The sequence below is a fragment of the Natronococcus roseus genome, from assembly GCF_043677095.1.
In the GTDB taxonomy this organism is placed as follows: domain Archaea; phylum Halobacteriota; class Halobacteria; order Halobacteriales; family Natrialbaceae; genus Natronococcus; species Natronococcus roseus.
In genome coordinates, this window is the sequence record NZ_JBHLJR010000009.1 from 75295 (window position 1) to 87598 (window position 12304).

The 12304-nt window shown below is 48.7% G+C and carries 11 protein-coding genes and 1 pseudogene; 7 read left to right on the forward strand and 5 right to left on the reverse strand.

Annotated features, from left to right (window positions below; all coding sequences use genetic code 11):
• Positions 1-93: 93 nt before the first annotated feature.
• Positions 94-531, reverse strand: a complete 438-nt coding sequence (locus ACFEMD_RS20645; RefSeq protein ID WP_394743160.1) for a DUF6653 family protein — start codon at positions 529-531, stop codon at positions 94-96.
• 986 nt (positions 532-1517) lie between these two features.
• Between ACFEMD_RS20645 and ACFEMD_RS20650 the strand changes: the two genes are divergently transcribed.
• The 5 genes and pseudogenes from ACFEMD_RS20650 to ACFEMD_RS20670 all read left to right on the forward strand — a co-directional run.
• On the forward strand, positions 1518-2252 hold the full coding sequence (locus ACFEMD_RS20650; RefSeq protein WP_394743161.1) for a hypothetical protein: 735 nt from the start codon (positions 1518-1520) through the stop codon (positions 2250-2252).
• 2 nt (positions 2253-2254) lie between these two features.
• Positions 2255-2503 (forward strand): hypothetical protein, encoded by a 249-nt coding sequence (locus ACFEMD_RS20655; protein ID WP_394743162.1) that lies wholly within the window; start codon positions 2255-2257, stop codon positions 2501-2503.
• The gene (locus tag ACFEMD_RS20660) at positions 2504-3157 is read left to right on the forward strand and encodes a DUF6338 family protein (protein WP_394743163.1); all 654 of its coding nucleotides are present in this window, start codon (positions 2504-2506) and stop codon (positions 3155-3157) included.
• A gap of 332 nt (positions 3158-3489) precedes the next feature.
• Positions 3490-3849: a hypothetical protein gene (locus ACFEMD_RS20665; protein ID WP_394743164.1), complete on the forward strand. Its 360-nt coding sequence runs from the start codon at positions 3490-3492 to the stop codon at positions 3847-3849.
• Positions 3850-3944: 95 nt separating this feature from the next.
• A pseudogene (locus ACFEMD_RS20670) lies at positions 3945-4405 on the forward strand (IS1/IS1595 family N-terminal zinc-binding domain-containing protein); the annotation flags it as partial.
• Position 4406: 1 nt separating this feature from the next.
• Here ACFEMD_RS20670 and ACFEMD_RS20675 read toward each other — a convergent pair.
• The 4 genes from ACFEMD_RS20675 to ACFEMD_RS20690 form a co-directional block, all read right to left on the reverse strand.
• Complete coding sequence (locus ACFEMD_RS20675) at positions 4407-6014, reverse strand: hypothetical protein (protein WP_394743165.1); 1608 nt, start codon at positions 6012-6014, stop codon at positions 4407-4409.
• A gap of 115 nt (positions 6015-6129) precedes the next feature.
• Complete coding sequence (locus ACFEMD_RS20680) at positions 6130-7161, reverse strand: tyrosine-type recombinase/integrase (RefSeq protein ID WP_394743166.1); 1032 nt, start codon at positions 7159-7161, stop codon at positions 6130-6132.
• 468 nt (positions 7162-7629) lie between these two features.
• The gene (locus ACFEMD_RS20685; RefSeq protein ID WP_394743167.1) at positions 7630-9288 is read right to left on the reverse strand and encodes a transposase; all 1659 of its coding nucleotides are present in this window, start codon (positions 9286-9288) and stop codon (positions 7630-7632) included.
• A 254-nt stretch (positions 9289-9542) separates the two neighbouring features.
• The gene (locus ACFEMD_RS20690) at positions 9543-10328 is read right to left on the reverse strand and encodes a TrmB family transcriptional regulator (protein ID WP_394743168.1); all 786 of its coding nucleotides are present in this window, start codon (positions 10326-10328) and stop codon (positions 9543-9545) included.
• A 131-nt stretch (positions 10329-10459) separates the two neighbouring features.
• On the opposite strand from ACFEMD_RS20690, the gene ACFEMD_RS20695 reads away from it, so the two are divergent.
• Together ACFEMD_RS20695 and ACFEMD_RS20700 are read left to right on the forward strand one after the other, a co-directional pair.
• Positions 10460-11842: a geranylgeranyl reductase family protein gene (locus ACFEMD_RS20695; protein ID WP_394743169.1), complete on the forward strand. Its 1383-nt coding sequence runs from the start codon at positions 10460-10462 to the stop codon at positions 11840-11842.
• Positions 11843-11854: 12 nt separating this feature from the next.
• Entirely contained in the window at positions 11855-12151 is a 297-nt protein-coding gene (locus ACFEMD_RS20700) for a 2Fe-2S iron-sulfur cluster-binding protein (protein WP_394743170.1), read from the forward strand.
• Positions 12152-12304 lie beyond the last annotated feature (153 nt).

The window sequence follows — 12304 nt, forward strand, 5'->3', positions numbered from 1 at the left end:
GGGTGTCATAGAACAGTTTGCATACCTTCTCTACGAGTATCCGACGAACGATAACGTATTGTTCTGGGCGGTGGATAAATATGGGGCCTATTCTTACTGCGAATCGACTTCTTCGTAGTACTCGATAATCTCCTTCAAACACCACTGGTTGAGTCCTTGTGATGCGAGCGTGAAAACCACCGTTGAGACAGGCTTGCGTTTGTACGCCGCGTAGAGGCCATAGAGCCCGATTGGGATACTCACGGTGTTTAGGATCTGCGGGTAGCCGAGACCGATGAAGCGGTGACCGTCGTTACTCCAGCGTTCTTCAGCTCGTACGACTTTGTACATCCAGTCATCCAACTCTTCACTCGGTTCGGGGAATAGCATCGGATTGATGATCAAGAACAGAAGAGTGAGCCCCAACAAATTCCATTTCCGATGGTAGAGTGCGCCCACGGCCACGAACCCTGCTGCCATTCGACTCCACCCGCTCTTCGGATTGGAGTGTCTACCCCACATATTCTCCATCTGCAGCAACTCTTTGACCATATTGACTATCTCTAAAGTGAGACGTTCCACTCTCCGATTAACATTTCGCCACAGCGTTCAGTAAGCATCTCCACGTAACGACTGCCGAATATTGAGAAGTAGGCCCGAAGATTGATATCCAAAAGGGGACTCCTTTCTAATGGCTATTCAAAACCTCTCTCGTTTATACACTATTCAGTCTACCTAGAAGGCTATGACTCAAGCAGCGATCTACGCCTGCGTCAGTACCAGCGACCAAGGCGTCCGTCGAGAGTCTCGATATTGGTCTCTCGATTCGTGTTGATGATCCATCTCTCCAACCGACAGTACATACGATGGTTGCGAACATCATGGGCGATCTCGCGAAGATCGAACACCAATAAAAACTCGAGCGCATTCGTTCTGGAATTCGAGTTGCACAGAATGCTGATGAGTGGACAGGTCAAGTTCACCGTGGGTTCATTGTTGGAGACAATAAGCGACTCCAGTTCAGAGGAGTTCTTAGAGACAAGAAAGACCCTGGCTCGGCTCTTACGTGGCGAGAGTCTCAGACATCGCCAAGGATACTGGAATCGCTCAGAGTACACTCTCAAGGCTATACCACGACCGTCAGAACCTCTATCTTCAAATGAAGGCCGACGATGAGCGCGTCAATACTGCTCTTGAGGAGATACGACCGCTCGATAAAATCAATCTAAAGCGGGCAGATTAGATGCTCGACTTCACTGGATCGATCGTGAAAAATTTCAGCAGACAAATACTGATGAATGACTTGGTGTTCTACTAAAGTAGCGACTCAGAGAATCGCTCGAGTCCTTCTCAAAGAGTTAGTAGAAAAGAGCGGCGATCGTTACCTGCATATGCTTGTTGAGCACTCCCTTCATCTAAGACTCAGTCGAAATCCATCACCTAAAATTCTGGTTCTAATCACTTGGAATTGTTGTCGTATACTACTTTCAAGTCGTTCCACTAATCGTTAATAGTATCGCGTTCTAATAGGCCTGCAAATGAAGACAAGACCTATCACAGATTTGTTCGATGCATGTTCTGGAGCAGTTGAGCCACCAGATATACTTCGAGATTATCATTATCGCAGAATAGACCGTGTAAATGATGGAGAATATGAGATTGATGAAAATAAGAAAGGAATCATACTTGTACATATCTCACTTGCGGACTTTTTCGGACCGTATCTCGATGATCGAATCGATGCTGCTGAGTTTGTAGAATCATCAACAGAGATCCCAATAATAAAAAGAGCCTCCTATTCAAATTTCTCTGACAGGGTTAGCCTCTGCTCAAGGGGAGTCAAAGCATCAAAATCGGTCAATAATAATGTAACGGCCTGCACATGGATTGATCGAACCGGTGTTCTTGAAGCGATTAGCACTGATTTAGTGTATGAACAGGAGAATCAGGGACCAATCATCTCTACTGAAACACTCGAACGAACACTTTCTGAACTGATAACCTCGTACCTTGAGACGGTTGTAGAGTCAGACGATGATCTAATATTCGCTACAATCAGTTACTTAAATATGGATGGGGTTTATACACCCAGAATGGGTAGTTTTGATAGACCTAGAGAAATAGAAACACCGTTCATCGAAACACCAGTGGTGACTATTAGAAATGAGAACATTCGGAAACAATTGACACCACTACTACGGCCATTTTGGCAGGCCGTCAACTATTTTGAATCACCTTATATGACAGAAGATGGCTGGGAATTCGAAGACTAACAATGACTGATAACAACAACACGAATAACGAACACGAGGAGGTTACTGGAGACAGCGAGGAACTTCGAAGTGAACTCTCAGAAGCACTGGGAGAAGGTATTTTTCAAAAATCCGCTGAAGCGAATGGTGAGGAAGAGGAGAGGCCCAAAACATCCGAGTACGATGACGGTTATATTCCAGCGAGGTTTCGGAGTGGAAATCGATCAACAGGAGAACGTCGAGCAAGACAAAGCAAAGATAACGACGAGTAGATGCAGGCTTTGTCACCTGAAAATCTACTTATTAGCCTTTTGTTGATTGCACCGGGGTTCGTCGCCGCATATATAGCGATCTCTATTGGAGTTATTGAAAAGGAGATATCAAATTCTAAGTTTGTGATTCTTTGTTTGGTTCTGAGTGGAATTATTGATTCAATATTCCTCACCGCTGTGGAGCTTTTAGGACATCAAATCACCTCTCCAGAAGGAATAGAAAGTATCTTTTTTGGTAGTCGGTTTTATCCAGAATACGTTGGTCTATTAGGAGTAGTTACCATCGTTGTTGGTGGGATCTTATCTTGGGCACTAGTTTCTGATATACCCGGCTCAGTTCGCAAACTAATGTGGGGGGACAAAACACTCCGGCGTAATCCTTGGCAACCGTGGGAAGGTGTATTGAGAAGAGCAACAAGAAATCAATCAGTTGCTCAAATTCTTACTTCAGACGATGAATTAGTAAAGGGTCAAGTGACTGAATATAGCCGTGCTGACAAATCTAAAGAGATTTACTTATACGATCCACTTTGGTTCGATAAAACCGCAGGTGAGTGGGTAGAAGGAGGATCAGGCGTATTATTGTTAGAAGAGGACATCGTACGATTAGAAATTGTAGAATTGTCCGATAGGGAATCAAAACAAGACGATTAATTAGATCCCATTAGACTTTTTTAGAGTCGGAGCGACAGTCCGTCTCTTTCGCTAATGATGCCGCAAACCTGCGTTCAAATGCCAGTTGCAGCGACTCTTTCCCAACACTACACACCAATCGTACCTCCACCTATTTCACTACCAATATGTGAATATCATATATAATCTATATCATAAGAAAGCATTGTAGACGGTCTTAAAAGCTCAACTCCTATGGTGGTAAGGCATCTGGCTATTATACAAAAAGCATACAAATTTATATCTATAGACATGATAGTTCTGATCAGACTATGGTTTTGTTAGATTCCCCAATTGATCGTTCGAAGGTTGAGATGAGTAAATTCGACGAAGATCCAGTCGAAGACATGACTGAGTATGATCTAACTGGAACGGAGTTCTATAGAGAGAAAACGAAGGAACAGTATATTACTGTCCGGCGATGGTTCCTCGTGGAGCTTGAAAAGCTCGACTCTGGTGATTATAATGCGTTCGTAGAAGTACACGATCAACAATTCACAAATCCATATTTCCCTGCTTCGTCAGGACGCAGCGTGGAAACTAAAGTAACCGAACTGGAGTCGACTTTTGAAAAACCAAACTATGATACGATCTTCCGATGGGTTGATGATGATGTTTCTGTCTGGCTAACAGAGTGGGATGAACAGAATCCGCCAACCGAACTTCTTCCGTAATTAGTATTGATTCGAACATCGCTCTTCGGAAGCAGATTGTTGGTTGAACAGAGCTGGCGCTGTGAAAGCGTAGTGGGCAAGGGTGATGCGTCAGCATCATCCGACTATGTTCCCAGTTGAAGTGTTTCGCTCACCTCCAGTGCCCGCACTGCCAGTCTGAATCGGTGACCAAGTACGGCAGCTATCGAAAATATCAGCGGTATCACTGTGAAAATTGTGGACGCACGTTCAATGACAAGATCGGCCTTGAGAAGCTGTTGTTCGCTTCTACTTGTTGCTTCGGTTCAACACGAGTATCCGCCAGTTAGATGCTGAACTTGACGTCTCTTGCCAGTCACTTCGCCAGCGCGTCGAGCAGTTCGCCAGAACGCTCGACGCGCCTTCTCTCGATCTCGTTGGCCCGGTCGAGATCGATGAGCTCTATATCACCACAGGGCGGAAAGGCTGCAAGCGCGACCAAGAGTCGCGCTCGCGTGGTCTCTCGAAATGTGGATGAGGAAGCTACGCCGAAGACAAACCACCGGTGTTCACGCTCGCCGATCGTGGTCGCGACCAACTCAGGAGCCTGTTACAAACGGTGTCTTATATACATGTGATCCAGCATTGAATGCCTCTCCTAGTCGGTCAAGCAACAAATTGGGGACCGAATCGCTGAAAGCGAACACCTGCCCTGAAATGAAGGGCTTCGAGTAGAAATTAGTGGTATAATCGAAATTAGCAAGAATATCTAAGTGCTCGATACCCTCATCGTCGGTTGATCCGACATGATTATCCTTCCTCGCCACCGGTTCACCTGACACTGCGTAGACTTCAGGATCATCCAGATCGCTACTTACCATGAACCTCGTAGGACCTAGTGCATATTCCCGGACAAGATTGTCATCTACTGCAGAGAATTCATTTTTCAATACAACCATTGTCAGATCGTCTGGATTCGCTTGCTTGATCGCACTGATCTGGTCACGAGTTTTGTCGGTTACCTTCTTCCGAACGTAACTCCTCTCCCCGCTAGGGGCAGAAAAGACACCGACAAGACGTTTCTCATTTGTTTCGCGAGCACGTGTCACTTCCACCCAAATCTGTTCGCCGTCAACGAGGAGCCCAAAATCCGGATCTTTCCCTGCAACCGTTGGCTCCATTGTGACAGTATGATCAACAAACTCCCGTCGCAACGCATTACACACATCAAGTTCCGCGAGACCGTCGCCATACTTCTCGCGATCGAGCAACATTTGACGGAGCGAACCAATCGAGTCTTGGTTAAGGTCGATCGTTTCACAGCAATGATCCAGATAGACTAATTTTGCTATAGAGATTAGCTCGAATTCCTCTTGCGACCAATCCCGCTCATTATTACGCTGTCGAAGCACAGCTCGAAAGTCACTCCGATCAATTTCATGTGATAAAAACCGAGGAAGGTCGTAGGAGCCTGCTGACTCCAAACTCTCTACCCAGTCAGAACCAAGCAGAGTGCCCAATCGTGGATAAGCCGTAGCATTCTCCGCGATGGTATCGTAATCCACTCCAATACCATAGGAGTCGAGGTTCGACGCTGGTTGGTGCCGGAAGTCATCTAAAATTAAGCTTCCTTTCACCAGTGTATCATCCGTATCTGCGTTCAATGCACTAGAAGTATCTATTCCTTCTATCTCGGCAATGTCAGTCAATAAGCCTACGATCGTTTCGCCGTAGTTCTCTAAGTCCTTGCTTCCGGTCCTAGCCTCGTGATAGGCACCAAGCAGACTTTCAACAGCCCGTTCAAAAAACATAGGAGAAGATTCATACCACTGCTTTAGTTGTGTACACAACTCTTCGATATTATTGACGAATAGGTGAGGGAGGTACGTTGCGATATATTCCTGCGTGTAGTTGGGATTGTCAACTGATTCTTCAAAAAACTCGGTAGCAAGGTCTGGATCAGTCTCACCAATTGCCTGTAGAGATCGTTCAAGATCACTGTCTAGGATCTCCTCCGCCTGCACAAGTGTTTTGATTACGTCGAGTGCCAGTTTCGGCTCCACATCTGCACACTCAGCGACGATCATATCGATCTCCCGAATATCACGATTTCCGGCCTTGATCGCGTCAAGCGTCGTCTGAAGCTGCTGTTTGCAATTCTCTTGCGAACCTAATAACTGGTACAACCGCTTGTCCTCAGTATTCATGTATAATTCTCCTATCAATCTTTACGCGGTGTGTTCCAAAGAGAGTAAGGGATCTCAACTACTCGGTCATTTCGCGATAGTGTTTTACAGAGACGGTATTTCAAGAAGGCTGAAGTCACTTTTTCCGTATTTCGTCGATTGACTTAGCGAGATCTTTCGTCTTGAGGTCACTGTAGGCCTCGTGAGTCGTTTCAATCGATTTGTGACGCAGTACTTGTTGGGCCTTTTCGGATTCGCCGAGCGCGTACAGCTCGGCGCCGAGTCCGCGACGTGCTCCGTGGGGCTTGAGATACTCGTGTCCGTCCTCGAGTTCGATGTTCGCCTCGTCGGTAAGACGTTTCATCACTCGTCGTGCTCCTTCCTTGGAAATCGACGGCGGTGCGATTTCGTGTTTACGGAGTAGATCGTCGAGGACGGCTGTCTTCGACGTATCACCTCTCTCTTCAAGCGTCTTCAGCAGCCGATCTTCACCGAGTTCTGCCTCGAGGACACTGTGTTTCGACTGAAACTGGCCGGTCGGGAACACCGGCCACTCGTCAGTCGGTGGGTCAACGTATTTTCGATGGCGCTCAAGGACGTCGCGAGCAGCTTTCGGTAGCGGGACTTCTTCGAGATGGCGAGACTTCCCGAAGACGGATAGAACGTGCTTCTCAAGATCGACATCGCCCCACGAAATACCGTCGCGTTTCTCGTCTTTCGAATCGTCGAACAACTCTGCACCTCGAGCGCCAGTCTCGGCGAGCAGTACTACGATCGTCCGATCCCGCGACGCGGTCACTGGATCAGTTCGGATCGTACCGTCGTTCGCCATATCGACGCGTTTGGTCGCATAGTTCACGATCGCTTGGCGCTGTTCCGGGGTCCAGAACTGACTCGAGGAGTCGTTCGTCTCCTCCGGGAGGTACTCAGTCGCCTTGTTCGTCTTCGCTGGGTTCGAGTCAAGTAGTTCTTCACGAACGCAGAACGAGAGGAACGCTCGTACGTATGCGAAATACGTATTCGCTGTCGACGCCGCGATCTTGCCGTCGATCTGATCCTCACGGAGCGTATATCCGAACTCCCGAAGGTCGCCAGCCTCAAGCTCGCAAATCTCGTCGATCCCCTCACACCCACAGAACGCAGCGAATCGCTCGAGTGCCGGCCGCATAGTCGCTTTCGAGCCGTCGGACTTGATCGAGCGCTCGAGATAGCGAGAGACTGCCTCGTGGACGGCCGAATCTTGGAAGTTAGGCCGTCGATCAGTCGGAGTAGACATTCGTCTGTGGGGTACAGTGTCGACCCTAGTAAGTCCCCATGGTTAAATCGATGTTTAACCAAGGCCCTCGAGAAATTGGAATTCTGCCGCCTCAGGATTTCTCGAGCATACCGAGAGCCAATGTGGGAGTTTGTAAACTATATTCCGATATATAAATTACCTCCCCCTGGAAGATGAGACTACAGTAGGTCTAGCAGGCCTAGAGAGCGCGAATTCAGAGAAATCGGTCCAGCGGTGATACTTCAGACTCCCCCTTGACTGCTAATTTCTATTACTCACAGAACAGTTTCGGTGATCTTCCAAGATATCCATCAGTGTCGCCACTCAGAAACAGCTCTCTCGTGCGGACCGAGCGGCTCTTTACCCGATTCCGGTCTCCTTCTTCAACAGCGTAAGCGTGTTTTCCGCCGTTATGAGTGGCGTGTGTTCGTACTCGCCAGTCAGTTCGATCTGTACGAGCAGATCAACAGCTCTCCAGATCGAGTACAATAGACAGGCGAAGGCGAAATAGAAGAACCGCAGAACAAAGTTCTTCGACGTCGTTGCCGCCATGAATCGCTTGATAGTCTTGTAGCCGCTCTCGATCTCCCACCGCGAATTATAGAAGTGAACCGCTCCTGGACGGTGGTTCGTCATGAAAACACTGTACTGCGTGTAATCGTTACTCTCAGCGTTCTCCCGTCGTCTATAGATCAGTGTCGTCTCATGCCACTCGTTCTCCCCTAAGTGGAGTTTGCGGTCAGTAACGTAGCGGTCTCGATCCCGCTGGAGTAGACGCTTTGCTTGAGCTCGTTCGCTTGTGTACATCCGCTTTGGAACAACATACCCAAGACCGCGTTGGTCGATCTCTTCGAGAATGTGCTGACTGTCGAACGCCCGATCCATCAGCACACGATCGACCTGAACGAGTTCCTGCGCGGAGTCTAGCAGATCCTCAACGATCTCACGACGGCTCTCTCCCTTTCGAATTGGCCGAGCATCTAGCACCAACGGAACGGCCTTTCCAACCAACTGTATCGTCGCCCACTGGTAAGCGTACTCACCATCTTTCGTACCGGGAATCTCGTCCTCGTAGCCCGTTCGATCGCCAGTGAACGGCTTTGCCTCGGTCGTATCGATCGCAACGAGTCCAGCACGATGAAAAACTTCCGTCTCCGACACTCGGTCGATGAGCCGCTGCAACGCCTCGTGATACATCTCGCGAATCGACTCAATCGAGAGATCACGGATGTGCGCTCGATGAGCGTGTCCTAACGGTGTCCGATCTCGCTGGGAGTCATAGAGGAAACTACGTGCTCCTTCGTTCGCTGCCAGATTCTCTCGGAGCCCGAGGTATGTCTGGAGATCCCAGAACGCATTCGAGTGGATTTCACAGCTGTCCCCGCGATTGAGTGAGAAAGCTGGATGGGCGATATGACTCACCTGTTCAACAATCTCCTCTGTATGGGTGAGTACTTCGTGATCGCTAAGACAGGTCTCTTCATGGCTCTCGGAATCATGAAGCGGGTCTCTGGGAACGTCGCTGCCTTCCCTGTTGGCGTTGATGAGAACGGCTCGTACGCTCTTCTGGATGGTCTCCTGGAGATCAGGTGAAAATCGGCAGTGCCACGTCCGCCAGAGAGTTGACTGATCAGGAAGTGTCTCGAAGCCAAGCTGCTGTCGAATCGCTGGCCGGTTTTTGAGGTGCTTGAGGAGTGCTGTTTCGTGATCCCAGCCGTAGGCTTCTTTCAGCAGAAATGCCCGTGCCAGCGTTCGCATTTCGTACATTGCTGGCTCGTCGTACTGATCATGAGGAGCCAAATCAACGTATCGCAGCGGAAGTTCACAAATGAATTCGTCAACTGAATTGTGAGCCTCGTGAGCAAACCAGACGGATGCGACTGTTTGAACATCTTCTTCGAGTGCCCCGAGCGAGCTGCGGTCGTACAATCCTGTCGTGTGGTACGCTGGCCACTCTCGGTACGAACCAGTTGCGATCGCTCGAAAGACGTCGCGTCGCGAAGTCTGCGTTGAGGCCATTGGGCGAACGCTGCTGACTCGATCGCAAGAGTCTATCTATACTGATCAGTACAGACGGAGGCGGTACCGTTGCGGTAGCGTCACGAGAGGAGCACCCGTGAATGACCGGTGGGAGCGAGCGGCTTAGCGTAGATTTTTGCAAACAGTTCGAGCAACCGCAGGGAGTGAGGACCCGCAGCAAAAAGGTACGTCTGCAGATTGATGAAACAGCTCTTAGTCATACAGAATATAGCGGTGGAAAGCCCGAAAATCAGTCATAAGACTGGTTTTGCATTGTACCACAGCTGCTGAAACTGCTGATTTAATTCATTAACTAACTCGGAGTTGCTTATCCCAACAAAGCCAAACCGCTCACTCTCAATACGAGGGTGAGGAATTTCAAGTGCTGCTTTCGAGCTGTCAATAATTTCAAATGAGAGTGTCGTTTCGTTTATTCCTCGGATTTGTACGTCAGCGTTTGTTGTTGCAACCAAATCTGGGAGAACTCCTGAAAGTGCCTCAAGCACGTCAATGTTGAAGATGAAGTCAATACTAATTTCACCAGAAGAGCTCTCAAATATCTGGGTAACCTCATCGAGAAATACATCTGTTTGAGCGTTTTTGTATGGAAGACCATACACTATACTGAGGTCTTCATCAATAGTTTGAACTCGGTCGCGAGTCGCTCTAATCATACTGCTACTCCCGATAGATCCTCTCCAAATACTCCCATCAAGTGGTGCTTGAGAAAAGAGGTCTGAACGGAGTCGATCAGCGATGTTTTCGAGACGATACCATTCTTGTTCTAACTCGTAGAACCGCTCCGAGAGGAGCCTATCAATTGCTGTCTTCGGATCGATAGCAGCGTATCGCTTTGGTTCATGTGATCGTGTCTGTACAAGTTGGCGATCACTCAGTCCATTCAGGATATCGTAGATACGTCCTCGTGGGACGTTACTATCACTAGAAATCTCTGTTGCTGTTGCTGGTCCGCAAACGAGTAACGTTCGGTAAACGTCTTCCTCATAACTTGAGAGCCCCAACTCACGCAAGTCAGTCATACAATCGCAACTCTGTTTCTCTGCAGATAGGTACTCTGATTCTTCGAACCCAATAATATTGAAAAACACGTCGGAAGTGGCATTGTGTTTCAACACTCTTACCGTGAGATTCAGACATCTGTCTACATCCTATGGCAAAGCACAGTGACAACCGAAGTGTCGATATTGTTGTTGTCGGTGGTGGTACTGCTGGGTCGTTTGCAGCAGCAACTGCTGCCGATGCTGGACTTGACGTAGTTCTTCTTGAGCGAAAGAGCGAGTCCGAAGCCGGTCGGATTGCGTGCGGTGACGCAATTAAGGGCAAGAGCACCTTTCCGGATGTTATCAACATCGACTATCTCAAGGAGGAATCGTTCACAAACCAGAGAATCAGACGAGCGATCTTCGAGAATCCCTACGAAAACCAAGAACTTGAAGTCGAGTTTGGACGGTCTGGATCAGTCATCGACCGAAAGCGATACGGTGAAGTTCTGCTCGAGGAGGCACAACGACTCGGAGTGACTATCGAATACAACACCGTTGTGACGGAAGTCTGCCAAGAGGGCGAGCAAATCTGTGGTATTCGGGCAAAGCAAAACGGCGACCCGATTACGTACAATGCCGATATAACGATCGACGCCGCTGGTGCTCTGTCGGTACTTCAGGATACTGCCGATTTTTCGAAGTCAACATTCGATACGAACGTTCGCTACTCACAATTCTGTTCTGCCTACCGAGAGGTGATCGAGGTGCCAGAGCCCATTGACTGGGCCGATGCGATCAAATTCAAACCAACCACAGAGTTGGGGTATCTCTGGTACTTTCCACGGTCGAAAAGGGAGATCAACGTTGGCCTTGGTTTTCAGATGACAGAGGAGCCGATACAGCTCGTTGAAACGCTAAAACGAGATCTACACAATCAGCCAGTCTTCGACGGCGCAACCGTCAAAAACAAACTTGGAGCAGCGCTTCCAACCCGTCGGCCGTACGACTCAGCAGTTGCCCCAGGATACATGGCAGTCGGTGATGCGGCCGCACATGTGAATCCAGCGACCGGTGGCGGAATCGGAGGTGCCGCGAAAGCGGGACACTGGGCTGCAAAAGCAGCCATCGAAGCGATAGCGATGGACGACATTTCGGAGCAAGCGCTCTGGGATTATAATCACAAAGTGATGACTGGTTTTGGAAGTCGATTCGCAGTAATTGACCTCTATAATATCTGGGGAACGGCGTACGATATCGAGACCCTCTCGGAGATCGTTGCCTCACTCCCAGGGCAGCAGCTTGCAGATGCGGTTGGCGGGTCTGGCACCCCTTCGATGGGACTTGGGCTCAAACTCAAAACGATAGCGTCCACGTTTGGCCATTGGTCGGAGTTATACGAGCTTTATCAAATTCGAAAGATCGCAAACCGACTGGCGGACCATTATACAGTGTTTCCGACGAAGAGTGAGTCCTTCCACCAATGGCAACGAAAGCGCGATGCCATCATGTCCGACTTCTATGATGTGTGCGGTGCTCAACAGAAATACTAACAGAGGAGTACTATGGAAGAATATAACGTAGAATTTGTTGCGAAAGATACTTCGATTACGGTATCGGATACTGAAACGATTCTTCAGGCGTGCTTGAAAGAAGGATTTCCGTTAGAATACTCGTGTCGAGTCGGGATGTGTCTTGCTTGTTCAGCACGGATTATTGAGGGGGAAGTAACCCAACCTGCAGCACGGGGTCTTACCGCCGGGGAGGCCTCTAAATACGCGTTAACTTGTATGGCTCGACCGCAATCAGACCTCAAACTTCGATTAGGAGAATATCCCCCGAGTATCGAGAACTCCTGCTAGAACTATATCCGAACGTATTGCAACTGGCTCAAGTTACTCAGATCTCATGTGGCGAGAAATGATATTCAGCATCTCACAAAGCGTCTCTCCTATTCGATCTGAAGCCAGTTTAATTTTAACCTTAATGGCAGAATTCCTGACAACCGTCGACAA

Excerpts from the sequence above, each read along its gene's own strand:
- ACFEMD_RS20700 (WP_394743170.1), top strand. The coding sequence starts at position 11,855 with ATGGAAGAATATAACGTAGAATTTGTTGCGAAAGATACTTCGATTACG.
- ACFEMD_RS20685 (WP_394743167.1), bottom strand. The coding sequence starts at position 9,288 with ATGGCCTCAACGCAGACTTCGCGACGCGACGTCTTTCGAGCGATCGCA.
- ACFEMD_RS20695 (WP_394743169.1), top strand. The coding sequence starts at position 10,460 with ATGGCAAAGCACAGTGACAACCGAAGTGTCGATATTGTTGTTGTCGGT.
- ACFEMD_RS20645 (WP_394743160.1), bottom strand. The coding sequence starts at position 531 with ATGGTCAAAGAGTTGCTGCAGATGGAGAATATGTGGGGTAGACACTCC.
- ACFEMD_RS20660 (WP_394743163.1), top strand. The coding sequence starts at position 2,504 with ATGCAGGCTTTGTCACCTGAAAATCTACTTATTAGCCTTTTGTTGATT.
- ACFEMD_RS20650 (WP_394743161.1), top strand. The coding sequence starts at position 1,518 with ATGAAGACAAGACCTATCACAGATTTGTTCGATGCATGTTCTGGAGCA.
- ACFEMD_RS20655 (WP_394743162.1), top strand. The coding sequence starts at position 2,255 with ATGACTGATAACAACAACACGAATAACGAACACGAGGAGGTTACTGGA.
- ACFEMD_RS20665 (WP_394743164.1), top strand. The coding sequence starts at position 3,490 with ATGAGTAAATTCGACGAAGATCCAGTCGAAGACATGACTGAGTATGAT.
- ACFEMD_RS20675 (WP_394743165.1), bottom strand. The coding sequence starts at position 6,014 with ATGAATACTGAGGACAAGCGGTTGTACCAGTTATTAGGTTCGCAAGAG.
- ACFEMD_RS20680 (WP_394743166.1), bottom strand. The coding sequence starts at position 7,161 with ATGCGGCCGGCACTCGAGCGATTCGCTGCGTTCTGTGGGTGTGAGGGG.
- ACFEMD_RS20690 (WP_394743168.1), bottom strand. The coding sequence starts at position 10,328 with ATGACTGACTTGCGTGAGTTGGGGCTCTCAAGTTATGAGGAAGACGTT.